Source organism: Psychrobacillus antarcticus, from assembly GCF_029533155.1.
In the GTDB taxonomy this organism is placed as follows: Bacteria; Bacillota; Bacilli; order Bacillales_A; family Planococcaceae; genus Psychrobacillus; species Psychrobacillus antarcticus.
In genome coordinates, this window is the sequence record NZ_JAIZDB010000015.1 from 58,565 (window position 1) to 85,330 (window position 26,766).

A 26,766-nucleotide genomic window follows, 5' to 3' on the forward strand; every position below is an offset into this window, starting at 1 on the left:
AACAAAGGATGAATTTTATTGCATAGGCTGATAACAATTGGAAGTTGGGCACTTATAATCCTTTTATTTTTACAGCCCGGCATTGCACACAAAGGTGCAGTAGAAGGTATGAGGATTTTCACCACTGCTCTACTGCCTTATTTACTGCCTTACTTAGTCATAACGCAGCTATTTATTCGCTCTCAAAACTCTTTTTTAATTACGACGAATAAGTTTAAATTGTACTTTAATGTCTATTTACTAAGTGCTATAGGTGGGTTTCCTAGTGGTGCTGCAGTTATAGCCTCGCTAAAAGATTTAGGTACTTTAAATAAGAACAATGCAAGTTGGTTGTTAGCCATATGCCATGCCCCTAGTCCAATGTTTGTTATAGGGTTTGTGGGGATTGAAATCTTCCATGCTGAAATTGCGGGTATAAAACTTTTGCTTATTATCCATGCAGTGAATTTGGTGTTTTTATTAGTATTCATCATTTTATCTCCCCCTATCCATGAAAATATGCATGTTCAAAAGTCTTCTGATTCACCTTTCCAGGAAAGTATTAAAGAGACCTATCAAATATTATTGCTAATTGGTACTACTGTCATATTTTTTACTACTGTAAGTTTTATCGTGTTTGAAACCGTCAAAGAAGTTCTACCGAATATTTCACCTATCCTTCTAGTTTTTGTTGCATCTCTATTTGAAATGACTGGTGGGATTAGCCTAGCTGGGGAAATGTTATCTGGCTCCATGTTCTTACCTTTTATAGTTGCTAGTATTATTGCTTTTAGTGGGATAAGTATTCATATGCAAATAATTGTACTTGCACAGAAAGCAAATATTCCCATTCGCAAATATATTCTATTTCGCTTTCTACACATGCTGATCATTCCGATTTTATTTTTCTTATAATTACTTCGCCTACAGTGCGAATACATGTTGACTAGCCATTTTTACATAACTATCCATTAAACGGCATAAAAAAGAACCTCGAGTGAATGACGAGGTTCTACGTTGGTTGTTATGTATTATATTTTTCTTTTAATGCTTTTTCAACATGAGGTGGCACAAGTTCCTCTATTTTACCGCCATACCTTGCTACTTCTTTAACGATACTTGAACTTAAGAAAGAATACTGATTTTTGGTCATGATAAAAAATGTTTCTATTTTATCATTTAGTACTCGGTTCATTGACGTAATTTGCATTTCATACTCAAAGTCAGAGACCGCACGTAAACCACGAATAATAGCACTTGCATTTACACTTTCAGCATAATCCATTAATAAGCCGGAATATGTTTGGACTTTGACATTTGGCAAATGAGAAGTCGCATCTATGATCAATTGCATTCTTTCTTCAACGGAAAAAAGTGGGTTTTTGGAAGAGTTATTCAACACAACGACAAAAACCTCTTCAAAAATAGATGCCCCTCGATTAATAATATCTAAATGTCCATTAGTAATTGGATCGAATGTTCCTGGAACGACAGCTATTTTTCCCAATTTAATTCTCCTATTCTTTAAGACAACGATAAATAGAGATAACCGTACCTCCATATATTTCTTTTTTTATTAATTCAAAGTGACCATAGGAATTTTCAAGTGTGACATTTTTCTCGTGCTCACAAACAATGATGGCATTATCACTCAAACACCCTTTATCTACTAATGCCTGAACTAATTCATAATACATTATTTTGTTATATGGAGGATCTACAAATAATAGGTCTATTTTAAGTTCTCTTTTTCCAAAAGCTTTTACTGCTCTTGTAGCATCCGCTTTGAAAATTTCACCTGAATCTTCTAGGCGACACTTCAACAAATTGTCTTTAATCGTTTGTATAGCTTTTGGATCCTTTTCGATAAAGATACATGTATCAATACCTCTACTCAAGGATTCAATCCCTAAGTTGCCACTACCTGCAAAGAGGTCTACGGCAATACCTCCATCAAAGTAAGGTCCAATCATATTAAATATGGACTCTTTTACTTTATCTGTTGTAGGTCTTGTATTTGTCCCCGGGACAGCTTTTAATGGCAGTCCTTTTCTCGAACCTGAAATAACTCTCATATCTAAACTCCAATCCTAAAATAGTGCGGATTGTGCAATATTTATACGTTTGTCTTGTTTTTCAATATTCAATAAAAACAACCGTATCATCCACGCTTCTTCAATATATAGTTGTGATCCAATAACTTCAAATGGTACCGATTGGGCATCAAATCTTTTTTTATTCAATACATAAAATGGTTCCTGAATCGGAAAACGAAATGCTCTCGTTTCATTTTGAACATATAAGCCCTTGTCTGTATCGTTAAGCGTATATCCCAAAGTAGTTAACAATGGTTCTGCAGCATATAAAACCTTGCTATCTTTGAATAGAATTTTCATCTCTTCATGCCGTAACTCATTGATGTATACAGGTCTATAATCTTCAAATAATAATGGGAAGTTTTCTGCCCCTGCTTGTTCATTCAGCACAAAGAAGGAAGTTTTTAAATCGATTGTATTGGTCAATATCTCATCAAACTTCGCTGCAGTTGTTTGTTTATTGTTTAGTAAAGTAGTTTGAAATTCTAGTCGTTGATCAGCTGTTAAATAGTTAGTTACCGTTTCATACATCCAGATGGACTTTGTTGAACCAACAGGTATTTTCAACAAAAAGCTAGCTAGAACCTCTGCAATCTGCTGGTCGTCTTGAGTTAAACCAAATTGAGCTTGTATATTCTTGATGATTAGCTCCTGTTGTATAGAAGCAATATCCTCTTGTTGTATAAATGCAATGCGAGAAGCATCAATACTATTTCTATTGTCCTCAAAAAGTACAGCTAAATGCTCGTTATTAGTAAAATCTAACTCCCCAAGTAAGTTAGTGACTTCATCGGATAAAGTATTAGATGCGTAGATTGTGAAATGATCGTCCTCATACTGAACTGGTAATACCTCTTGCTGCCAATACAGTTCTTGAACATCCCCGGCACCAACTGAAAGTGTATAATCGATTAACTCAAGAGAAGTTTTACCTATTACAGGTAATCCAGAAACCCACATACCTCCTCTTTTCACTTCATCTGTTATATGAAGTGAAGTGAGAGAGACCCCTCCCTCGTCAAGTTTAACTAAGAAGTTTTCGATTAATTGACCATCTGTTAGTCCATCTACTAAAGGTATTTCATAGGAAATGCTCTGTTTAGCGCTTTCACCTGCATTAAGCGTTGTCATATCCTCTGTTAGCCGGTTACAGCTATCATTAGCATCTAAATCACAGCTTCTATTCTCACTAATAATCGGCCATAATACTGTAACTTGTTCATTTGGTATATTGGTAAAATGTTGTTTAATAACAATTTTATCCTTCTTTACTTTCATTTCCACTTCTTGTTCATAAAGGAAAGCTTGTCCATCCTCTTCTAATCCAGAGGAGTAAGCATCATATTGAAACAAAAGTAGGACACTATTAGTGACAACAAGCAATAGGCATAAAAAACTTAAAACAAATTTCATAGAATTGCCCTCCAACAAAGTGGTAAGATATATGAGAAAGGAAGTGTTTTCAATTGATTCAACGTTTTATAGAACTAGGCGAAGGTTATGGCGATATTTATGAATTATGTGAACTTGCACGAGTAAACAAGGAACGTTTACATCAAGCATTTATTTTTTCTTCAACTAAAGACAATATAACCTATTTTTCGATCGCAATTGCACTTAAACCAATAAATACTGCAAATTTTTTCCCCATATATATATGTCGAGAGGGTATAGTTCAAACCCAACAAGAACCAAAAAGGCTTATAATATTTAAGGAAACTTTAGACGATTTAGCAATCCAACCCATTAAAGTCGACATAAAACATTCTTCCATCTATCCAGATGTAAATCTATATTATCAGTATATAATTGGTATTTTACGTTTAAATAATTTAATACCGCCACTACAATAGGCTTGGTTATAGTCCGATTTTATAGTCATATTCTTTTGCTTTATCTGGTTTACTATTTTCAAATTCAGTTTTCAAAAATGGTCTATAGGACTCTAAAATTTCCTTGACGTAAGGCAATTTATTCATCTTTTGCTTTGCAATATCGATTTGTTCTAGATCACAATATAATACGACATATTTTTGTCTTTTAGAAATATAATGGACATGGCCAAACTTACGCAAAGATTTAGCTTGTTTTAAATGATGCACATAGACAATTAGTCCTTGTCTTTCTGTCATACTTTTCCCCTCATTTCTTCCTCTCAAGAATAACATATGGAGGAATTTGTTAGCAACAACAACTAGCTGACAGTTTTGTTTACTTTAGATATAATAAGAAAATGCCCTTTATAAATGAAATTCATACTAAAATACATTTTACTCTATTAAGGAGGAATTGAATTATGGGTAAAAAATCGAATGTTGCTTTGACACTTGCAGCCGCAGCAGGTGCAGCATGGGCTAGTACTAAAGTACTTTCCAAACCGCAAGTTCGAACGACTAAAAAAGCATTGCAATACGAACAACCTATTATATTGGCTCATCGTGGCGGATCAGCACTTGCTCCAGAATGTTCTCCTTCTGCATTCGAACAGGCTGCCAAACTAGGAGTTCATGGTTTTGAAATTGATATAAGACTAACAAAAGATGAAGAGATTATAGTATTTCATGATGAAGAACTAAGCAGGGTTACTAACTTTTCTGGTAAAGTTTCAGATTATACTTTAGCAGAATTAAAAGAAGCTGATCTTGGATATCATTTTCTGGATTTAGATGGAACCAATTCTTATAAGAACTGTGGAGAACAGATTATTACGTTAGGTGAATTACTAAATTCATATCCACAGATGCTTATTAACATGGATATGAAGGATGCCCCTCAAACTTATGAAGGTAGTTTAATGCCTTCCAAACTTTGGAGACTATTAGAAGAGCATCAAGCATTTGATCGTGTCGTGGTTGCTAGTTTTTATGATGATCTACTTGATCGATTTAACTTATATGCACAAAATTCTGTTGCACTTGGTGCTAGTGAAAAGGAAGTAAAAAAAGCATACACCGCATACACGAGTCAATTCAAACAACTATATCATCCAAAAGCAGATGTTTTTCAGATTCCCGTTCGATCAAATGTATTCCCACTTGATAATCCAGGGTTTATTAAATTTTTAAATTCACTAAATATACCCGTTCACTATTGGACAATAAATAATCCAGAAATGATGAAAAAGCTTATTAACAAAGGCGCAAAAGGGATAATTACCGATCGACCAGATCTAGCGATGGAAGTGTTGAAATTAGATTGATATCTAAATAAAAGAAGCGTGATTCAACTATAGAATAAATCATGAGCAAAAATATTCCCGCTGTTGATTTCCGTTTCAGGTGGACGCTTTCCGCGGGGTGAACGATGAGCCATCACCGTCGCTCACACGTCGATGTGATGTTTCATCTGTATCACTCATCCCGCCGGAGTCGCCACCTTTCACTCCAATCAATTGAGATAGTAGTACCCAACTCAGGCTAAGACAGAAAAGCGTCCGCTGTAGAAGAGACCACTGTCTTTATAAGGTTACACTTCTTAAAATAAGCATTATTCATAAATCCGCTTCTTCAAATATCCGGATAACCGGATTTATATAACGAAAAATTTTATATTTGATTTAATTTTAAGTGGATTTGTTGATTGAAACGCAAGGCGGCGACTCAGCGGGAATAGCGCGAGTTGAAAGCCCCGCAGGAACGTTTAATAGGGACAAAGGCTAAGTGCGCCACATCGTGTGGCAACGCCTTCGTGACCAACATCCTGTTGGCCCGAGGAGATTGAAGTCGTGCCCGCGGAAAGCGTCCGCCTGGAGTGGAAATCAACTTTATTCGGATTATACTACTAATTACTTAATTATTAAATTGGTTCTTTATTTCTTACAAAAAAAGATGTGTGCAGTTTTTGCACACATCTACTCATTTTTTGAAATTTAGGCAGAACATGAACAAGAACCACCTGTACCGCATCCACTTCCACAGCTTGAGCCAGAGGAAGCAAAAAACGGGTTACTAACAGGAACTTTAACACCTTCTGAAACAGATTTACCAATTAACAAACTCACTTCGTCTAGTAAGTCCTGCAAGTCGTTCTCAGCAACCTTTAATTGCGCCACTGCATCTACCATATCCAATTTTCGTTTAGTTACTCGGATGTCTTTCATAACTTTCGAATAATCAGGATGGTATTTCCCGAAACGTTGAACTTCTTCGTATTGCTCCTTTAGCCTAGTGAAGCTATTAACCTCACTTACTAAAGTTGTATCTGTATATACAGCACGATGTGCATCTAAGTATTGGTAAAATTGTTCAGAGGAAAGAACCATACTACATAATAGATCCGATTGGTCCATTACATCGACCCATTCGTTTGTCATAATCATTTGATTAGCCTCCAATCCTGTTAATCATACCAGAAAAGTAAAAACAAATGCCAAATTAATAACTTATTGTTAGGAGAAAATAATGAACAATCTACAGAATTTATTTGAATCAGTTACAGAACAGGCATCTGAACAAGAACTAAACATACTATATGATTTTTTAAATGCAATTCAACAAAAACAACAAAACAAAGCACCTACTTACTTAAATGCGGTGTTTCAAATGGAGACGCAGTATGACGAAGATCAATGTAGCGTCACTATGCCAATAACTCCAATCTCGTATAATAGTTTTAATATGCCTCATGGCGGAATTATCGCTACACTCTCTGATAATGCAATGGGTTTTTTAATAAACAAGGATTTACACTCAGAGGGCAAAGGTGCAGTAACAACTAATTTGACGATCCATTATGTTAAATCTTCCACGGAAAAAACCTTAATTGCAACAGCTAAATACTTACATAAAGGTCGTCAAACAATAGTGATGGAATGCACTGTAACCCAACCTGACGGAAGAAAAATAGCTTATGCTACCGGATCATTCTTTGTGATTAATCCTCCTTCTTCTTCAAAATAAGCTTTGACTACATCACGATCAGAAAAAGGGACTACAAGGTCATTCAAAATTTGCTCTTGTTCATGTCCCTTTCCTGCTATTAATACAGTATCGCCGGATTCTGCCATCTGTAATGCATAAATAATGGCCTGTTTGCGATCAGGTTCTATTCGATACTTATTCGTATCTAATCCTCTTACAATCTCTTTAATGATATCTACTGGTTTTTCATATCGCGGGTTATCGGAAGTGATGATTGCTTGCGTTGCAAAAGCAGTAGCAACCCTTCCCATCTCGTTTCGTTTTTTCTTATCTCTATTTCCTCCACAACCAAATACAACATATATATTATTTTTTGCTATAGTTTTAATAGTTGAAAGACAGGCTTCCAGTGCATCTGGTGTATGCGCGTAGTCGATTAACACTTTAATCCCTTTATCATTATCCACATGTTGAAATCTACCGTTTGGAAGTGCGAGAGGTTTTACGTTTTGAATTGGGATGCTCAAAGCCCATAAAGAGGCTAGCGCAGCGGCGAGATTCATTCCGTTATAAAATCCACTATTTCTCATTCTCACTTTTATTTCTTTATTCTTCACTTTAAATTTATACATTATTACTTCATCTTTGTCGTTTTCCTGTTGAAAAACAACCGTATTACGATTATCCAAACCGAAGCTTATAATTGGTAAAAATGAATTTTCTGCAACTGTTCTACACCAGTCATCCTCCGCATTTATTACTAGTTTGGTACATAGTTGCACGAGTAATTCTTTTGATTTTTTGTATGGGACCATCCCCCCATGAAATTCAAGATGATCTTTGCCAATATTTAAAAACACCCCAATATCTATCGGATAATTCCCTAAGCGATTGTCCAATAATCCTTGCGAGGATGCCTCTAAAATAATAAACTCAACGGAATGCTCATAACAATAATGGACTATTTGTATAAAATCATAGAATGGTAACGTCGTATTATTGCGGAAATTTTGTTCCAACTGTTTCCCGTTGATAAACACACCTAATGTCCCTATTACACAAACCGATTTGCTTTGCTGCATGAGTAATTGTCCTATGAAAAAAGCAACTGTTGTTTTACCATTTGTCCCCGTTACCGCCACTGTCTTTATTTTCTTCCCATATAATTCATAGGTTTTTTTACCGATTCTTTCTTTTAGTAGTTCCATGTCGGAAGGAATAATAATTTGTGGAACACTACAGTCAGCTATAAAAACTTCTGATATTACTGCAATAGCTCCTAAATGAATTGCTTCATCTAAAATGCGACGATTATTTGTTTCGGCGATAAATATATCGCCTTCTTTAATCTGCTTTGAAAAATTTACGATCTTGCTCATCCTGATTATGGAAAAGTCGCCTATTACATTGTATGTTAATCCTTTTAAAAGTTCATTTAACGTATAAATAGTAACACACTCCCTACACCATTCTTGTAAAATCGCATACAGTAAAATGAATTCCCTGTATCGTATGAACGGAGTGTTTGAAATGTCACGAATAGAATGGTTGAGATTATGATTGTTCAAAAATTTGGTGGTATCGCCATGCAAAATCATCAGAACCGACAATTAGTAATACAGCGAATCCTGCAAGCAATTCATACCCATCAAAAGGTACTTGTCGTAGTTTCCGCAATGGGAAGAAGGGGTAAACCCTATGCAACAGATACGCTATTGGATTTACTTCCTTTCACCGAAAATAGCATTGAAACCGATTTACTCTCTGCTTGTGGGGAGTTGATCTCGAGTTCTGTATTATCGATGGAACTAAAAGCTAACGGAGTATCTTCTACCCTTCTTTACGGAAGAAATGCTGGCATTATTACGAACGACAATTGCGGTAATGCTCTTATTAAAAAGGTTGATCTGAGTTCTGTATATCAAGCGTTTGAAAATTTCCAATGCATCATCGTTCCAGGTTTTCAAGGCGTCTCTGAAAGCACACATAATTTTACAACATTAGGAAGAGGCGGTAGTGATTTAAGTGCTGTTGTTTATGGCTATCATTTAAATGCTGACATGGTCGAATTTTACAAAGATGTCCCAGGTATCATGACTGCAGATCCTTTTACTAGCAAGCATGCAGAACTCATACCTTTTATGAGTTATGAGGAACTTCAAGAAAAGATTGATGAGCCTGTGGAAGTAATACAAAAAAGAGCAGCTACATTTGCTGCTCTACATCAAGTCCGTTTGCATATTCGTTCTTTGTATAAAGATAGTGAAGGTACCTTCGTTTCCAATTAATTATTCAGGAATATTTTTGGTAGTATTTACAGCTTTTCGTTCAATAAAGTTTTGCGTATAATAACTACCATATACTCCAATTCCAGTATGTGTAAAATCCTGCCCTAATAAGATTTCCCGATGGTCCTTAGAATTCATCCAACCGTTTACGGCTTCCCCCGCATCAAAATAAAAAGCGGCTGTATTTCCAGCGGCACTAGAAAATTCAATAGAGGACTCTTTCAACTGATCACTAAACTTAGATATTTCAAACTTTTCATTTACAACAACATTGTTTCTGGCCATTTCTTCACTGTTATTCATCGCAATCTTTTGCAATTCATTATCAGATAATAGTATGCGAAGGCTATTACGAAGACGATATACATTTGAAAGTTCAAAAATCTGTCTCTCATTAGCACGATCTATCGCTGCTTGGGTGAGGGAGTCAGGGGTTTTTGTTTCCACCATAATTCCGTTATATAGAATGTCATAAGGTTTATGCAGCAAAATCGTTTTAGGATCTGTAAACCTAACTGCCTCTAACTGCCGACTTTCAGAATCTATATATAACATAGCAAATAAATTATCAAACTGAACTAATATTCTATTATCTATATCTTCTTCTGTAAGAGTAAAAGTATATGTATTTGAATCTATAGAAAACGTAATTTCAGATTGCACTATTGTAAAACGATAGATTTCATCTATGTTCTGCCCAATTTTATAAGGAGCGACTTCTAGATTAGCTCCTGCAGCAAAGGCTTGTGTTACTTTTTCTCCTTCAACTCCGATTAATAAATAAGTTGTAAGAGATTTATTGTATATCCACCATTCATAACCAAATGCTGATGGTTCGGTCCGAGTTGGTTTTCCTAACATCTCAATAACCGCTTGGCTCGAACCTCCTACTAATGTGGAGATCCCTTCTTTTGGACGTGTAAATACCGACTCAACTTCCACCACTTCTGAAGAAGTATCTGGAATTACCTGTCCCGTATTGTTTGAACCAGTAATGAGCTTATTTTCATGTACAGGATTATCAAAATATATAAATACTACTAGTACTATAGCTATAGCAATAACAATTCGAATTAGATTATTCATCATAATTGTTTCTCCTTATTTTCCCATCATTTCTCCTAGTATACCAAGGTTAGCTAGAAAGTCACAATGTTACCATTGCAACATTATGAAATTTGAATTAATATTAGTAGGAAGAGATTTTATTTGGAATATGAACGTGAAGGAGGACAATTCAATGTATTTCGAAAACACTGGTATAGAAAACACTATCATTGATCTAAATATATTAGATGAACTTATGAAAAAGCAAGGTTTAGTTCGTGCAGGTCAATGGGATTATGAACGCGTAACCTATGATAAAAAGTTTATGATAAAAGAAGGTACATTTTATCTTCGAGTATTTGGTTTTACTAGAGATGGTGATGTAGGTGCACACGATGCAAATATAACACTTTTAAAACCGGTTATTGGTAAACACTATTATCCACATGGTGTTGAATATGGCGAAAATGAAGTTTTTCCAAATCATTTGTTAAAATCATGTGAACAAACATTAGCTGCTGTTAGAGCTGAATTAGCTACTTTTGAAATTCACGCTTAATAGTAATATTCTAAACCGCAGGAATTACATTCTCTTGCGGTTTTTCTGTTCAAAAATTAAGAACTTGTCTATACTGTTAGAGAGGGGAAGAAAGGAGCATACTATGGTCTTAAACATACTTAAAAAAGAATACATAAAATATTTTGTTCTAGTTGTCATGCTCTTATTATTAGCTATTTTCATACTTCCAGTATCTATTCCCATTATACTTGCTTTACTGACAGCTAATATTATGGAACCTATCGTAAAGTTCACTCAAAAAACCTTTAAATGGAGACGGAAAGCTGCCGTGATAACTAATTTTATTCTTTTTATTAGCGTCATTTCCGGTCTATTATACTTGGTAATTACAAAACTTTTTAGCCAGCTCATATATGTATCACTGACCATTCCTACACATATTAATAACTGGACTGGGTTATGGATCGATATGCAAAATAATTTATTTAAATATACGGAAGGTCTCCCTAAAGAAGTAGTAGAATCGATTCAAAATAAATTTGATGCTACATTAGAAGGTATGAGAGATGCTCTACTAGATATACTAAGTTACACTAATATTTCCGCACTTTTAACAGATATTCCTAACTTTTTAGTAAGTTTTATAGTTTTTATTATTGCGCTTTTTTTATTTATGTTAGATTTGCAGAGTTTACAGACTAAATTTTTTCATTACTTAACTGATAATACTGCAAGCAAAGTACGATTTATGTTTGCTAGTATAAAGAAAGTGGCTATAGGATTTATGAAAGCTCAAATTATTGCAAGTTTCATTATTTTGGGGGCATCATTCATCGGACTTTTACTTATTATCACGCCAAAGTATGCTTTAATTATGGCTTTTGTTATTTGGATTATCGATATTATTCCTATATTGGGCTCTATTGCGGTATTAGCACCTTGGGCTATTTATCATTATTTAACAGGTGACATTGTACTAGGAACCAAGTTAACTATATTAGCAGTAGTTTTATTAGTAATACGTAGAGCTGTTGAGCCTAAGTTAATGGGTTCTCAAATGGGCATATCTCCCTTAGCAATTTTAATTGGTATGTTTATCGGAGCAAAGCTTTTCGGTTTCATAGGATTTTTGTTAGGTCCACTAGTCATTATTATTTTTATTACGGCTAAAGAATCCGGCATGCTAAAACTTAACTTTAAAATTTAAATTCAATAAGAAAAACCGGGAAAAAAACGCCCGGTTCTTTAGGATCTAAGCCTGTTTCTCCTGTTTTCGAAGGGCTTTGTACAGATTTATTGCTATATAATTACCATTTGATTTTTTAAAGACGCTGGTCGTGACTGAAGTCACGACCAGCGTCTTTTTTTCTCGGTAATCTTATGGCTATTAACTGTCCGTCGCCCTTCTACAACTTTTAGAAACGGGTTAGTTCATTTTTTGGGTAACTAGAGAAAAGATACTATCCTAATAATTGAGGAGGCTCACGAAGATGCAATTTCGTTCGCTATTTCGCTTCTTTATTGGGTAGACACTTACTATTTTTCATTATTTCCACTAGTAAAAAAGAAAATCTACTATATTCATCTTTCTTTACACAATTTCATTCCTACATTCAACAGACGGTTTTATCCCCACATTAACTCGGACTACTCTTCTTATCTAAGCGAGAGTCTATGTAATATCCCCTAGTTTAGTACTACTCATTTAATTGATTGGAGTGAAAGTGGCGACTCCTGTGGGAACAGCACGAGCTGAAAGCCCCGCAGGAACGTTTGAAAGGGACAAAGGCTAAGAGCGCCACATCGTGTGGCAACACCTTCGTGACCAACATCCTGTTGGCCCGAGGAGATTGAAGCCGTGCCCACGGAAAGCGTCCACTGAAACGGAAATCAGTAGTACCATTCATGCATTAAAAGTCCTGTAAAAACAATGTTCATGCTGTATTTTTATATACTTTCTTATCTTTTAAGAAAAACCGGGAAAAAAACGCCCGGTTCTTTAGGATCTAATCCTGTTTCTCCTGTTTTCGAAGGGCTTTGGACAGACTTATTGCTATATAATTACCGTTTGATTTTTTAAAGATCCTGGTCGTGACTGAAGTCACGACCAGCATCTTTTTTCTCGGTAATCTTATGGCGATAGACTGTCCGTAGCCCTCCTACAACTCTTAGAAACAGGTAAGTACATGTTTGGTTAACTAGAGAAAAGCTAAATTCCTATATAGAGAAGAAGCTCACTAAGATGCAATTTCGTTCGCTATCTCACTTCTTTATTTAGTAAACACTTACTAATTCTCTTATTACCACTATATAAAAGAAGATCTCATTTTTTCCTCATTTATTCAATAGTCGATTTTATCCCTATATTAACTTTTTCTACTCTTGTCGTCTTAGCGATAAGCTCTGCTAATCTTCTTATCGAGTACTACTCACTTAATTGATTGGAGTGAAAGGTGGCGACACCAGCGGGATGAGTAAGACAGATGAGACGTCACATCGCTCACCACACGGAGGCCAACAGGAGGTTGGTCACAAAGGCGTTGAGGCCCACAGGATGTGGGTTATGCAATCGTTGCCGCAGGACGCGGCGAACTTAGATTGCCTTCCCTTTGAGACGTGGCGCTCTTAGCCTTTGTACTCCACCTGAAACGCAAATCAGTAGTATTATTCATTCTTTCAAGTCCCATGAATCCAGTGTACACGGTACATTTTTATATACTTTCTTATCTTTTTAAAAAAGCCAATGCTCTCTTGGAATAAGTTCCATAAGAGCGTTGGCTTTTTCAATATTTATCCACCTAATATTGCCTTAAACACAGAAGTGGTTGCTCCACCACTATAAAATACATATAACAATAAGTAGACGGCTACACCTGTTATTCCTACAAAGAACCATATAACACTTGTGATTGGCCCTATCTTACGATGTTTTTTAATATTGTTTTTATATCCTAAATATATAGTGACTAATCCAAAAACTGCGCCAGTCGTTGCCAATGTAATATGGAATATTAAAAAGATTGTATAGTAAATTTTAATGTCATCAGGACCACCAAAAGCTGTATTCCCAATGAAAATAGTTCGCGATACATAGATGATGAAAAATAATAGAGCTGAAATTGCTGCTGCTATCATCGTTTTTTTGTGGGCATCAATTTTCTTTTGTTTGATGAGTGCCCACCCAATTGCTACTAAGACCGCACTTAATACGATAAAAAATGTACTTATAGTTGGTAGAATAGGTAAATTCATTAATCATTCTCCTCAAATCGCTTAATAAAGTTTAAAGATTAGCTTGTACTTTTAAATCATCAAGAGCTTTTTGTGTAATTTCTTCGGCATTATCCTGCTCATTTTTATACCACTTGGAAAATATGGACATTAAAAATACCGCGTAAATTATTTCTTGTACAATTTTCATCAGTATTCCACCTAATTGTTGGTCGTCAAGAGGTGACATATTAGAAAATAACTGAGGTCCACTCAATGATAGTCCTGCTAATGTACTCGCTGGTACACATAGCTCCATCGCTTTCAACCATACATCTGAATTTGTGTACGTCTCATACAAAGGTGTTCCAGTGAAGATAATTAACGCACATGCCGGAGTTATTAACACAGCACTTGCGATTATAAATCCGATCTTTTTTAACCCATGCAAATGTCCAGATAGTCCCTTAATATCAACGATAGACCACCACATGAAAATCGCTGAAAGGAATAAAATAAACGTATACGTACCATGTAATCCTTCATCCAATTTGATAAAATCAAAAATCATAGGAATATGATAAAAAGAAAACATCCCTGAAAAGACAATTAGTGAAAGTAATGGTTTGGTTAGTATAGGAAAAACCTTACGAACTGCTGGCAATTCTATTACAACTTTCCATATCCACCAAGGAATCCCTTTCATAAGTATAGGTGGTATTAACATTAATAATAATGCCATCTGTACCATATGATATGAGAACATAATATGTGCCATTAAATCTATAGGTGAACCTTTTACAATATATAAAAGAACAATGCCGCTTAAAAAATAAGCTGCTTCTTTCTTTTTCAGTGGCTCTGATACTTTAAAGTCATTTCTCCATTTGACGGTTATTAAAAAATATAAAATAGTTAAAAATACCAATACTCCTATCATAACAGGGCTCCACAATGCTTGGAATCCAAATATACTTATAGGCATAAGTAACATCGCTCCTTTTAGCTAACTTCCTCTATTATATAGGTCAATCCGCATAACTTCAATGAACGAACTATGACATTTAAGTATTCCAACTTGTCAGTTTACACAAAAAACATCCATTATTAAAGTTCCCGTTAGCAGAACCATACTAACTATGTTGTATGTACCATTAAAGCATAAACTTCATATTATCTCAAAAATAGCCGAGACAAAGTGGATAACTTTGTCTCGGCTTTAGATTGTTTAACCCCACCAAATGATAGTTAGGAAAGTTAAGATGAAAGTGAAAGCTAACATAACAGCGCTGTATAAGAAAAAAGCAACAACCTGATGATTCTTTTCACTCATATGCATGAAATAGTAAAGCTGTAACACTACTTGAATTGCTGCAAGTAATAATATTACCGGAACTATTAAATAGACGGAAAAATCAGCAGCTACAGCTGTAAAAGAAATTAACGTTAAGAATATCATAATTCCAAAAGTCGTAATTTGGTTACGCATATCTTTTCTACGTTTTTGCTTAATATATTCAAATTCTGTTTGTGATCTCACATAAACTTGAGCGTCGTGTGACATATTAACCAACAACTCCCATCAAGTATACTACTGTAAAGATGAACACCCAAACTACATCAATGAAATGCCAGTATAGGGAAGCAGTATAGTATTTTGGTGCATTATACAAACTAAATCCACGTTTTGCATTACGTAACATCAATAGAATAATCCACCCTAGACCAATTACTACGTGCAATCCATGAGTACCTACAAGAGTAAAGAAAGAAGATGAGAAAGCACTTTGTCCATAAGTAAAACCTAAATGTACATAGTGATTAAACTCATAAATTTCTAAACCTAAGAATGCAAATCCCAACAGAACTGTTATAGCCAACCAAGTTTGCATCCCTCTAAAATTATGGTTTTTCATGTGATACATTGCATACACACTTGTTAGTGAAGAAGTTAAAAGAATCATCGTCATTATAAATACTAATGGTAGCTCAAATAGTGTATCAGTTGAGAATTCCATACCACTTGGTCCTTTATTTTTAAGTGCTAAATACGTTGCAAACAAACTTGCAAATAATACCGTTTCCCCACCTAAAAATAACCAAAAACCTAAAAACTTATTCTTACCTTCTAAAGTAACTTGCTCAGGATGATCTGGCCAAGTTTGTGGGGTGTACTTTTTGTTAAAGTCCATTATTATTTACCCCCTTTATCATTCATTAGATCTTCTTTATGAATATGGAATCCATGATCATCTTTTATAGAACGAACAGCCATAGAACCAACGGTAATTGCTATACCTAATACTAGAACTGGAATTGCCCAATCCTTTTCACCGTGATATAACGCTCCGAATGCTGCGATAAATAAACCAAGTGTCATTACAAAAGGAATGAAAGAATTGTTTGGCATATGAATATCAGAAAGTGGCTCTGCATATGTCATACCTACTTTATTTCCTTCTTGTTTTTCGATCCAGAATGTATCTAATCCACGAACGAGTGGAGTTTGTTTAAAGTTATAAAACGGAACTGGTTGTGGAATAGCCCACTCTAAAGTACGTCCATCTTCCCATGGGTCATTACCTGCAGGTACGTTTTTAACTACCGTAATAATGATGTTAACTACTAGAATAATAACACCTACTGCCATGAAAGCAGCACCAATCGAACTGATTAAGTTGAATAAATCCCAACCTTGATTTGCTCCGAATGTAAATACTCGACGCGGCATACCCATTAGTCCTAAGAAATGCTGAATGAAGAATGTTAAATGGAATCCGATAAAGAAGAACCAGAAAGTCCATTTACCAAGTTTTTCACTTAACATTTGGTTAAACATTAAAGGCCAATATAAGTGTACTGCCGCAAGAATTGCTAGCACTACTCCACCAACGATTACATAGTGGAAATGGGCAACGATAAAGTAAGAATCATGTAATTGGTAATCAAGCGGTGCTGCTGCTTGCATAATACCAGTTACCCCACCTGCTACGAATGAAGGAATGAATCCTAAAGCATATAACATTGGAGTCGTAACTTTAATACTTCCTCCCCAAATCGTAAGCAGCCAGTTAAAGATTTTCATACCAGTAGGAACAGCGATTGCCATAGTAGCAACTGCGAATATTGCATTAGCTGTTGGCCCTAAACCAACTGTGAACATATGGTGAGCCCATACCATGAAGCCTAAGAAACCGATTAGGACAGTTGCAAAAACCATAGATGAGTAACCAAATAATCGTTTACGCGAGAATAAAGCGAATATTTCTGAGAATATACCAAAAGCAGGTAATATTAAGATATATACTTCAGGATGCCCGAAAATCCAGAATAAATGCTCCCAAATAATCGTATTACCACCCATTGTATGATCAAAGAAGTTACCACCGAACATACGGTCTAAGATTAAGAAAAATAAACCAATAGTAAGTGGAGGGAATGCAAATAATATCAATGCACTAGCTACGAATGTAGTCCAAGTAAACAACGGCATACGCATGTATGTCATACCTGGGGCACGCATATTAATAATAGTTACAAGGAAGTTAATACCCCCTATATAAGTACCAGCACCGGCTATTTGAAGTCCGAGTGCATAAAAGTCAATACCATGACCAGGTGATGCTAACGATAATGATGCGTAAGAAGTCCATCCTGCATCAGGTGCTCCACCCATAAACCAAGATAGGTTAAGGAATATACCACCGAACAAGAATAACCAGAAACCAAGTGCATTTAGAAATGGAAACGCTACGTCACGTGCACCAATTTGAAGTGGCATGACAGCGTTCATAAATCCAAATAGTATTGGCATGGCTGCTAGGAAGATCATCGTCGTTCCGTGCATTGTAATAATCTCGTTAAAAAGACCTGCACTGACAAAATCATTATCTGGTTGTGCTAATTGGATTCGAATAAGCATTGCCTCAATACCACCGATTACGAAGAACAAACCGCCGGCAGCTAGGTACATGACTGCAATCTTTTTATGGTCTACTGTTGTTAAATAGTCCCATATAGTTGCGCCAAAGCCCTTTTTCTTTGCGATAGAACTCACAACTTTAACCTCCTTCATAATTTATCTGTGGATCTTATTTTTCTACAGATAGTCCCATTAGATATGCTGCAAGAGCATCTAATTGATCTTCACTAAATTTTTTGCCATTATTAATTGTTTCTGGCTGAGGCATTAAGTTGCCTGGTTTGTACTCTTGAGGATCATTTATCCAATTTTTTAAGTTTTCTTCATCATGAGGCATAAATCCTGCCACACGATTACGGTCACCGAAAGCAGCTAAGTTTGGAGCAGGTCCACCTGCAGTGCCTGCTCCTGATGTTGCATGACAAGTTATACAGCTAGTGTTGAAAATTTCTTCACCTTTTGTTGCAAGATCGTCTGCTGCAACATGCTCAGTAGTTTTCATTGATTCTGCCCAAACTTTGAATTCCTTTGGCTCTAAAGTTTTTACTTTGAAATCCATTAGGGCATGGGACGGGCCACAAAGTTCCGCACATTTACCATAGAACACACCTTGTTCTAAACCAGCGGATTCTTTATCAAATTCTAAATAGAATTGGTTAACGTTTTCTACGTTTGTATCCATTTTACCACCTGCTGTAGGAATCCAGAAAGAGTGCTTCACATCAGCGGCTTTTAAGTTAAAAAATACTTTTTGATCAGTAGGTACTACTAACTCTTGAGCTGTAACTATTCCAAGATCTGGATACTCAAATTCCCACCAATAAAGTTTAGCAGTAACATTTACTGTTACATTAGTTTTGTTACCTTCTTCGTCTACTTGATCCATTGCAGCTACATCCGCATGTTTATAAGTATAGTAAACAGTTGGAATAGCAAGGACGATTAACAGTAATATTGGAATAACTGTCCATATTATTTCAAGCGTATGACTTCCTTCTACTTGTTTAGGAATAACATCTTCCCCAACTTTTTTACGACGGAATTTCACTAGAGCAACCACATAAATAATTACTACTACAATAATAACTAAAGCCATAATAGCAGAAGATAGTAATAACAAATTAAATTGATCTCGTCCGACTTGTCCTGCAGGTGTAAGCGTTGATAAATATTCTTCGCCACAACCCGATAAGAAAATCGTTAGAGCTGCTAACAGTGAAAAAAGTCGCCATTTTTTAAGCCCTCTCATCATAGCTAAATCAAACCCCTCTTTCATAGTTGTTTTCATGTTTCTTGGACTGTGGTTCTTTATATGAATTCTTGTTGACTAAAGAAAGAATTCCAGTAATTAGATAAAAATAGAGAAAATAATAATAGCTACGAATAATATCGTCATATAGTTTAAGGAATAGATGAACATTCCTGTTGCCCACTTGATATCATCTTTTGCACGGAAACCTTTAATGGAGAAGTATAACCACCCAAGATTAAGTGCGGTTGCCAATAAAACAAATATTACTCCTAATTCCATTAATAAAAAAGGTAATGGGAATAATAGTAGAATCCATACAAGTATAGATACTTTTGTACGTTTAAAGCCCTTTACCACAGGTAGCATTGGAATATTAGCTGCACGGTATTCTTCCGTACGCTTCATAGCAAGCGCATAAAAATGTGGAGGTTGCCACGCAAACATAATTAAAAACAATGCTAATGCTCCAAAACCTAAGCTAGGTTCAACAGCTGCCCACCCAATTACTGGCGGGATTGCCCCAGATATACTACCCACTATTGTGTTACTCACATGTTTACGTTTAGACCACATCGAGTATAACACAACGTAACTGACGATTCCTGCTAGTCCCCAAACTCCTGCGGAAGTAGAGGCGGAAAACAACAATATTTCACCTACAATCATTAGTGAAAAAGAAGTTATTAGCACGGATGATGGACTAAACCTTCCTGTAACTGTTGGTCTTTGCTTTTTGCTCTTCATGACAGGATCGATATCTCGATCGATAAAATTATTCATAGCTGCAGAACCAGCTATGATCATTCCTGCACCTATTAGGGTATAAAATATGGTATCTAACTCTCTAAGAAAATTTCGATCTGTAAATTGAAATGCTAGCCACATACCAGTGAATGTTGTAAATAAATTAGAGTTAACTATACCTATTTTAATAAGTGAAAGAAAATCTTGTAAAAATGTATTATGTACTAGATCAGCTTCAGTCTCATTAGTTGCGGTTATTAAATGACCATTGGACATGCTGCTCCTCCTTTCAAAGTTGTAAGCATACTCCGCTACCTTTTACTATAACGAAATTCTTACGTAATTTCTACAGTTAAAGATAATTTCCGCAAAAATATATCGAGATAATCTTTTATATAGTTAGATCATATATATAGTAATACATTTTCGTGTCTTATTTGTGAATGTTCAAGTGCTAAATTATGAACAATTTGTGAAAACTAATATCCATGCATATTAGTTTTCAGGTTATTCATTGTATTTTCCGTCATGATTCGATATCATCAAAAAGCAGGTACTGTTTATTTAAAGACGGGCAAGATACATAAAGTAGGTGGAGTAATGCACATTCATAAAAATTTAAAATTGTTAGCTGTTGCATCTACAGTTGGTATGCTTCTCATTCTTCTAGGAGGTGCATTAGTAACTAAAACCGATAGTGGTATGGGTTGCGGTAGACACTGGCCCGGCTGTAATGGACAACTTATACCAGATGTAATCACAGCGGAAGTATTGATCGAATTCTCACATCGGTTAGTTACAGGTACCGTTGGAATATTAATCGTGGCATTAGCTATCTGGACATGGAAGGCACTTGGACATGTGAGAGAAACAAAGTTCTTATCGGCAATGGCAGTATTTTTCTTAGTTGCTCAAGCCTTGATAGGAGCAGCACAGGTAAAATGGGGACAAGGCGATTTTATATTAGCTCTTCATTTCGGGATATCTCTTATTTCCTTTGCTTCCGTTTTATTACTAACTTTATTAGTTTTTGAAATTGACCGAAAATTTGATACAGATAAGATCAGAATAGGCAAAGCACTAAAATTTCATACAATTGGTGTAACACTCTATTCTTATATTGTCATTTACACTGGGGCATTAGTACGACATACAAAATCTAGTCTTATATGTAATGATTGGCCATTATGTAATAATGAACAGTTTGCATTTCCTACTAATTTATATGAGTGGGTACAAATGGGGCATCGTGCTGCTGCAGGGTTAATATTTATTTGGATTTTAATCATAACCATTCACGTAATGCGAAATTATAAAAACCAACGGGCAATTTACTGGGGATGGACGATCTCGTTAATATTAGTCTCCTGCCAAGTAATCACTGGTATGTTAGTCGTGTTAACCAAACTAAATCTTTACTTAGCTCTACTACATTCATTATTTATCTCCCTATTATTCGGTTTGTTATGCTATATGATTCTATTATTATCAAGAAGTAAATTGAATGATTAAGAACAAAACCTGTTTCTATCGTTTCCGAAGGACTTTAGACAGACGGCTTGCTATATGATTACCGAGTGAATTTTTAGGATATGCTTGGTTGTGACTGACGTCACAACCAAGCATATCCCTTTTTACGGTAATCTTATGGCGATTAGCTGTCCGTCGCCCTCCTGCAGCTATTAGAAACAGGTAAGTGCGTTTTGATAACGAGAGAAAAGACACTTTCATATTCATAGAGGGGATGACAGTCTAAGTACGCGACATCTTGTCGCAACGACTGGCTGACCCTCATCGTGCGGGCCTCGAAGATACAATTTCGTTCGCGATCTCACTTCTTTATTTGGTAAACTCTTACTATTTCTCTTAATTTCCACTAGTATTAAAGAAAATCTACTTCATTCATCATTAAGCAATAGCATCCCTAATTCAACTGCAATTTCAGAAAGATTTTCTTCCTACATTAACTGAAATTAATCTTATTATCCCTAGCGATAAGCTTGTAAATCTTAAATTGAGTACTACACATTATTTTGATTGTAGTGAAAGGTGGCGACTCCAGCGGGACCAGCACGAGCTGAAAGCCCCGCTAGAACGTTTAAAAGGGACAAAGGCTAGAGCGCCACATCGTGTGGCAACGCCTTCGTGACCAACATCCTGTTGGCCTGAGGAGATTGAAGCCGCGCCCGCGGAAAGCGTCCACCTGAAACGGAAATCAGTAGTATTTTTCATTCTTTCAAGTCACATGAACCCAGTGTTCACTGGACATTTTTATATACTTATTCTAAAGTAAAAGGCTATTAGACATGAATGTCTAACAGCCTTTTATTTATTGCTTATTCTTTTTCCATCTCTATTAATAAATCACCAGTTGCAATCGCTTCTCCAGCTATAACATGAATCTCTTTGACAACTCCATTATATGGCGCTTGTACAGTGGTTTCCATTTTCATTGCTTCCGTAATAAGAAGATGTTGACCTCTTTTAACTTTGCTACCTGTAGAAATGGCCACCTTTAGTACAGTCCCTGGCATAGTTGCACCAATATGGCCCTCATTCTTTAAATCTACCTTTTGTTTAGATAAATGGCTCACTTCCACATTCAAATCCTGAATAGAAACTTCACGTGGTTGACCGTTTAATTCGAAGTACATAATACGATTTCCATCATGAGTCGGCTCGCTTATAGACACAAGCTTGATGATTAACGTTTTTCCAATCTCGATTTCTACTTCGATCTCTTCTCCTAATCTCAATCCGTATAAAAATGTTGGTGTATCTAATACGGAAACATCCCCAAAGTTTTTATTTGTTTCACTATATTCTTCAAAAACCTTTGGATAAAGAGTATAGGCAAGAATCTCTTGACTAGTAACAGGACGATTTAATTTATGGAATAGCATCTCTTTAATTTCCTCGAAGTCCACGGGCTCCAACAATTCACCCGGACGCACCGTGATCGGTTGACGATCCTTGAGGACTATTTTTTGTAATTCTTGCGGGAATCCTCCATAAGGCTGACCAATATACCCTTCAAAAAACTCTATAACAGAATCTGGGAAATCTATTGTCTTACCTCTCGTAATGACAGAAACTTCATCTAAATTATTTTGAACCATGAATAGAGCCATATCCCCTACCACTTTAGAAGAAGGTGTAACTTTCACTACATCTCCAAACAATAGGTTTACACGAGAATACATTTCTTTTACTTCTTCCCAACGTTCTCCAAGTCCTACTGCTTTTGCTTGTTGTTGAAGATTACTATATTGTCCACCCGGCATCTCATGCACATAGATTTCCGTGTGGGGACTCATCATGCCACTTTCAAAGTCTTGATAATATTTTCGAACATCTTCCCAATAATAAGAGATTTTTTCAAATGCATCGATATTTCCAATAACTTCTCTTTTAGAACCTTTTAATGCGTAACTTAAACTACTTGCACTTGGTTGAGAAGTTAAACCAGCCATTGCACCTAATGCAGTATCAACGATATCAACTCCAGCTTCTATTGCTTTAGCATACGTATACACACCGTTACCACTAGTATCATGTGTATGAAGGTGAATAGGGATATCTACTGTGCTTTTTAGCTCACTTACTAAACGATAAGCTGCTTCTGGTTTTAATAGTCCTGCCATATCTTTAATCGCTAAAATATGCGCACCTGCATTTTCTAATTCTTTCGCCATGTCTTTATAGTATTGAACCGTATATTTGTCTCTAGAGTCATCTAAAATATCTCCAGTGTAACATAGCGCTGCTTCTGCAATTTTCCCAGATTGTCTAGTGGCATCGATTGCAACTTCCATCCCTTTAATCCAGTTTAGGCTATCAAAGATTCGGAATACATCAATACCAGCTTCTGCAGACTTTTGTATAAACTCTCTTATCACATTATCTGGATAGTTTTTATACCCTACTGCATTAGCTCCACGGAATAACATTTGGAATAATACATTTGGAATCATTTGTCTCATTTTTAACAAACGGTCCCAAGGATTTTCTTTTAAAAAGCGGTAAGCAACGTCAAAAGTTGCTCCTCCCCACATTTCATATGAAAATAAATCAGGCATACCCTGTGCAGATTCTTTAGCAATACCGAACATATCATGAGAACGGACTCGTGTTGCTAATAATGATTGGTGAGCATCTCGGAAAGTAGTGTCTGTTAACAACACACCTTGTTGTTCCTTCACCCACTTAATAACTCCGTCGGCACCTTGCTGTTCCAAAATTTGCTTTGTACCAATAGGAGGAGCTGCACTCAAATCAAAACTAGGTGTTCTACTTGCACCAAAAATAGGCTTGGATTTTTTCTCGATACCTGGGAATCCATTAACTGTAACATTCCCAATATAATTTAATAATTTAGTCCCGCGGTCTTTGCGATTTGGGAATAAAAATAATTCAGGTGTAGAATCGATGAAACTCGTATTAAATTTACCAGAAATGAAGCTTGGATGTTTTACGACATTTTCTAAAAATGGGATGTTCGTTTTTATTCCTCTAATTCTGAATTCCTGCAAATTTCTATCCATTTTAGCTGCTGCTTCTTTAAAGGACATGCCCCAAGTAGAAACCTTCACTAACAAAGAATCATAGTAAGGGGTGATGATAGCCCCTTGGAAACCATTCCCTGCGTCTAAGCGTACACCAAATCCACCACCGGAGCGATAAACCATTAGTTTACCTGTATCGGGCATGAAGTTGTTTAATGGATCCTCAGTAGTTACACGAGATTGAATCGCAAATCCAAATAACGGCATGTTTTCTTGATTTGGAATGCCCATTTCGTCACTATTAAGTGCTGTACCATCCGCTATTTTGATCTGTGCATGGACAATATCTACACCAGTAATCATTTCCGTAATCGTATGCTCTACTTGAATACGTGGATTTACTTCGATAAAATAGAATTCGTCATCCGTCACTAAAAATTCTACCGTTCCAGCATTTATGTAAGAAACATTTTTCATTAATTTAACAGCTGCTTCACAAATTTTATCGCGCAACTTTGGATCCAACGAATTGGAAGGTGCTATTTCCACAACTTTTTGATGTCTTCTTTGAATAGAACAATCACGTTCATATAAATGGATTAAATTACCTTCTGCATCTCCAAGAATTTGTACTTCAATATGTTTCGGTTGGTAAATATAACGCTCGACATATACTTCATCTGAACCAAAAGCAGCTTTTGCCTCTGATCTAGCACGTTCAAAGGCACTTTCAAGCTCGTCTTCAGATTGTACTACACGCATACCACGTCCGCCGCCACCTAAAGACGCTTTAATCATTAAAGGATAGCCATGATCTTTGCTAAAGGCACGTACCTCTTCAACAGTATCTAATGGACCGTCACTCCCTGGAATAACAGGTATACCTGCAAGTACTGCTTGTTCACGAGCTTTTACTTTATCTCCAAACATATCTAAGTGCTTAGAGGTAGGTCCGACGAAGATAATCCCTTCCTCTTCACATCTTTTCGCAAAATCTACATTTTCAGAAAGGAAGCCATACCCTGGATGGATTGCATCAGCTTTACTTTCTTTTGCAATTCTAATGATATCTTCAATATCTAAATATGCATCGATTGGCTTCTTACCTTCACCAACTAAATAGGACTCATCGGATTTAAATCGATGAAACGAACCGCTATCTTCTCTTGAGTAAATGGCAACTGTTCGAAGGTTTAACTCCGTACAAGCTCGAAAAATACGTATTGCAATTTCTCCTCTATTTGCTACTACAATTTTTTTGATTTTATTCATCCAAATTTGCCCCTTTTCGTCGCTATTTTTTTTCGTGTTTCACAAACATAGATACGTTCATCAAAATCCCAAGTGCAGCCGATAAAATAATAATCGAAGTACCACCGTAACTAATAAACGGAAGTGGCACGCCCGTCAGCGGAATAATTCCAAGCATTCCTCCTAAATTTATAAAGGTTTGAAAGCCTATAATACTACCTATGCCCGCAGCAATCATTCGGGCTTGGGGATCCTTTGTAGATAAAGCAATACTAATCGCTTTAAATACAATAAAGAACAATCCACATAATACAATTAATACGCCAATTAGACCAAGTTCTTCTGCTATGATAGCCATGATAAAATCAGTATGTGGTTCGGGCAAGTATCCATACTTCTGATTGGAATTTCCTAAACCTAAGCCAGTTAAACCACCTGATCCAATGGCGATATAACCATTTACAATTTGATACCCATAATCTTGTTCAAAATCAAAAGGATTAAAAAATGCTTCTAACCTTCCTCTACGATGGGGAGTCAATAATGCATCTTTCATCATATAGATTGCAAATAGACCAGCTGTTAAAACTATACCAATTAATCCGATTATTTTCGAAAATGACTTAAATTTAATTCCACTAGCTGCAATTACTGAAATAGCTACGAAACTAATAATCATCGTATTCCCAACGTCTGTCTCCATCATTATTGATACGAACACACAAAATAACACAATTAATGGTGGTCCAACGGATTCATTTAATTTATCTAATGTACCATTTTCAGACTTTTTTGCAAATATCCCTGCAAAATATAAAACTATCACAAGTTTCGCAATTTCAGAAGGTTGTATGTTAAAACCCAAATCAATCCAACTCTGCGAGCCACTTTCTCCACCAACACCGATAAAATGAACTAATAATAAAAGTGTAAACATAACAAGAAGCATTAGTTTCATTATTGCTTTATTTTTATAATGCTTATAAGGAAAAAAGGCGGTTATAAAGAATATGGGAATGCTAAGTATTAAATTTGATTTTTGCTTAGTAAAAAAACGGTCAGGCTCCCAACCATAATTGAGTACTGCCCAGCC

The 26,766-nt window shown here is 35.9% G+C and carries 24 protein-coding genes; 8 read left to right on the forward strand and 16 right to left on the reverse strand.

The window, feature by feature from the left end:
• The first annotated feature begins 18 nt into the window (after positions 1–18).
• Complete coding sequence (locus LDK52_RS09650) at positions 19–894, forward strand: hypothetical protein (protein WP_277585749.1); 876 nt, start codon at positions 19–21, stop codon at positions 892–894.
• 109 nt (positions 895–1,003) lie between these two features.
• Here LDK52_RS09650 and coaD read toward each other — a convergent pair whose 3' ends face one another.
• The 3 genes from coaD to LDK52_RS09665 are packed head-to-tail and all read right to left on the reverse strand — an operon-like array spanning position 1,004 to position 3,488.
• Positions 1,004–1,486, reverse strand: coding sequence for a pantetheine-phosphate adenylyltransferase (coaD, locus tag LDK52_RS09655; protein ID WP_277585750.1), 483 nt, complete (start codon positions 1,484–1,486; stop codon positions 1,004–1,006).
• 10 nt (positions 1,487–1,496) lie between these two features.
• A complete protein-coding gene (gene rsmD / locus LDK52_RS09660) occupies positions 1,497–2,054 on the reverse strand; it encodes a 16S rRNA (guanine(966)-N(2))-methyltransferase RsmD (RefSeq protein WP_277585751.1) in 558 nt (185 codons plus the stop codon).
• Positions 2,055–2,069: 15 nt separating this feature from the next.
• On the reverse strand, positions 2,070–3,488 hold the full coding sequence (locus tag LDK52_RS09665) for a hypothetical protein (RefSeq protein ID WP_277585752.1): 1,419 nt from the start codon (positions 3,486–3,488) through the stop codon (positions 2,070–2,072).
• Positions 3,489–3,541: 53 nt separating this feature from the next.
• Here LDK52_RS09665 and LDK52_RS09670 point away from each other — a divergent pair, with 53 nt between their 5' ends.
• Complete coding sequence (locus tag LDK52_RS09670; RefSeq protein WP_277585753.1) at positions 3,542–3,928, forward strand: DUF7147 family protein; 387 nt, start codon at positions 3,542–3,544, stop codon at positions 3,926–3,928.
• Positions 3,929–3,934: 6 nt separating this feature from the next.
• On the opposite strand, the gene LDK52_RS09675 is transcribed toward LDK52_RS09670, so the two are convergent.
• The gene (locus tag LDK52_RS09675) at positions 3,935–4,207 is read right to left on the reverse strand and encodes a YlbG family protein (RefSeq protein ID WP_277585754.1); all 273 of its coding nucleotides are present in this window, start codon (positions 4,205–4,207) and stop codon (positions 3,935–3,937) included.
• A gap of 164 nt (positions 4,208–4,371) precedes the next feature.
• Here LDK52_RS09675 and LDK52_RS09680 point away from each other — a divergent pair, with 164 nt between their 5' ends.
• The gene (locus LDK52_RS09680) at positions 4,372–5,274 is read left to right on the forward strand and encodes a glycerophosphodiester phosphodiesterase family protein (protein WP_277585755.1); all 903 of its coding nucleotides are present in this window, start codon (positions 4,372–4,374) and stop codon (positions 5,272–5,274) included.
• Positions 5,275–5,943: 669 nt separating this feature from the next.
• On the opposite strand, the gene LDK52_RS09685 is transcribed toward LDK52_RS09680, so the two are convergent.
• The gene (locus LDK52_RS09685) at positions 5,944–6,393 is read right to left on the reverse strand and encodes a YlbF/YmcA family competence regulator (protein WP_277585756.1); all 450 of its coding nucleotides are present in this window, start codon (positions 6,391–6,393) and stop codon (positions 5,944–5,946) included.
• A gap of 82 nt (positions 6,394–6,475) precedes the next feature.
• On the opposite strand from LDK52_RS09685, the gene LDK52_RS09690 reads away from it, so the two are divergent.
• Positions 6,476–6,973 (forward strand): PaaI family thioesterase, encoded by a 498-nt coding sequence (locus LDK52_RS09690; protein ID WP_277585757.1) that lies wholly within the window; start codon positions 6,476–6,478, stop codon positions 6,971–6,973.
• Here the strand turns inward: LDK52_RS09690 and LDK52_RS09695 are convergent.
• Entirely contained in the window at positions 6,922–8,532 is a 1,611-nt protein-coding gene (locus LDK52_RS09695) for a UDP-N-acetylmuramoyl-L-alanyl-D-glutamate--2,6-diaminopimelate ligase (protein WP_277585758.1), read from the reverse strand. The two genes, LDK52_RS09690 and LDK52_RS09695, sit on opposite strands and share 52 nt — an antisense overlap.
• Between LDK52_RS09695 and LDK52_RS09700 the strand changes: the two genes are divergently transcribed.
• Positions 8,491–9,222, forward strand: coding sequence for an amino acid kinase family protein (locus LDK52_RS09700; RefSeq protein WP_277585759.1), 732 nt, complete (start codon positions 8,491–8,493; stop codon positions 9,220–9,222). The two genes, LDK52_RS09695 and LDK52_RS09700, sit on opposite strands and share 42 nt — an antisense overlap.
• Here LDK52_RS09700 and LDK52_RS09705 read toward each other — a convergent pair whose 3' ends face one another.
• Positions 9,223–10,311 carry a CAP domain-containing protein gene (locus LDK52_RS09705; protein WP_277585760.1) on the reverse strand — a complete coding sequence of 363 codons (1,089 nt, stop codon included), beginning with the start codon at positions 10,309–10,311 and terminating at the stop codon, positions 9,223–9,225.
• A gap of 151 nt (positions 10,312–10,462) precedes the next feature.
• Between LDK52_RS09705 and LDK52_RS09710 the strand changes: the two genes are divergently transcribed.
• The gene (locus LDK52_RS09710) at positions 10,463–10,828 is read left to right on the forward strand and encodes a YugN family protein (RefSeq protein WP_277585761.1); all 366 of its coding nucleotides are present in this window, start codon (positions 10,463–10,465) and stop codon (positions 10,826–10,828) included.
• A gap of 103 nt (positions 10,829–10,931) precedes the next feature.
• A complete protein-coding gene (ytvI, locus tag LDK52_RS09715; protein WP_277585762.1) occupies positions 10,932–11,996 on the forward strand; it encodes a sporulation integral membrane protein YtvI in 1,065 nt (354 codons plus the stop codon).
• Between the two features lie 1,583 nt (positions 11,997–13,579).
• On the opposite strand, the gene LDK52_RS09720 is transcribed toward ytvI, so the two are convergent.
• The 7 genes from LDK52_RS09720 to cyoE form a co-directional block, all read right to left on the reverse strand.
• Positions 13,580–14,041 carry a DUF420 domain-containing protein gene (locus tag LDK52_RS09720; RefSeq protein ID WP_277585763.1) on the reverse strand — a complete coding sequence of 154 codons (462 nt, stop codon included), beginning with the start codon at positions 14,039–14,041 and terminating at the stop codon, positions 13,580–13,582.
• A 31-nt stretch (positions 14,042–14,072) separates the two neighbouring features.
• Positions 14,073–14,984 (reverse strand): cytochrome c oxidase assembly factor CtaG, encoded by a 912-nt coding sequence (gene ctaG, locus LDK52_RS09725; RefSeq protein ID WP_277585764.1) that lies wholly within the window; start codon positions 14,982–14,984, stop codon positions 14,073–14,075.
• Between the two features lie 243 nt (positions 14,985–15,227).
• Positions 15,228–15,563 (reverse strand): cytochrome c oxidase subunit IVB, encoded by a 336-nt coding sequence (gene ctaF / locus LDK52_RS09730; RefSeq protein ID WP_277585765.1) that lies wholly within the window; start codon positions 15,561–15,563, stop codon positions 15,228–15,230.
• A 1-nt stretch (position 15,564) separates the two neighbouring features.
• Positions 15,565–16,191: a cytochrome (ubi)quinol oxidase subunit III gene (locus tag LDK52_RS09735; RefSeq protein WP_277585766.1), complete on the reverse strand. Its 627-nt coding sequence runs from the start codon at positions 16,189–16,191 to the stop codon at positions 15,565–15,567.
• A 2-nt stretch (positions 16,192–16,193) separates the two neighbouring features.
• Positions 16,194–18,056: a cytochrome c oxidase subunit I gene (locus LDK52_RS09740; protein ID WP_277585767.1), complete on the reverse strand. Its 1,863-nt coding sequence runs from the start codon at positions 18,054–18,056 to the stop codon at positions 16,194–16,196.
• A 34-nt stretch (positions 18,057–18,090) separates the two neighbouring features.
• Positions 18,091–19,173 (reverse strand): cytochrome c oxidase subunit II, encoded by a 1,083-nt coding sequence (coxB, locus tag LDK52_RS09745; protein WP_277585768.1) that lies wholly within the window; start codon positions 19,171–19,173, stop codon positions 18,091–18,093.
• 96 nt (positions 19,174–19,269) lie between these two features.
• Positions 19,270–20,193, reverse strand: a complete 924-nt coding sequence (gene cyoE / locus LDK52_RS09750) for a heme o synthase (RefSeq protein ID WP_277585769.1) — start codon at positions 20,191–20,193, stop codon at positions 19,270–19,272.
• Positions 20,194–20,517: 324 nt separating this feature from the next.
• Here cyoE and LDK52_RS09755 point away from each other — a divergent pair, with 324 nt between their 5' ends.
• Complete coding sequence (locus LDK52_RS09755; RefSeq protein WP_277585770.1) at positions 20,518–21,429, forward strand: COX15/CtaA family protein; 912 nt, start codon at positions 20,518–20,520, stop codon at positions 21,427–21,429.
• 824 nt (positions 21,430–22,253) lie between these two features.
• Here the strand turns inward: LDK52_RS09755 and pyc are convergent.
• Positions 22,254–25,694, reverse strand: coding sequence for a pyruvate carboxylase (gene pyc / locus LDK52_RS09760; protein WP_277585771.1), 3,441 nt, complete (start codon positions 25,692–25,694; stop codon positions 22,254–22,256).
• A gap of 22 nt (positions 25,695–25,716) precedes the next feature.
• On the reverse strand, positions 25,717–26,766 hold a 1,050-nt coding region (locus LDK52_RS09765; protein WP_277585772.1), incomplete at its 5' end, for an FtsW/RodA/SpoVE family cell cycle protein.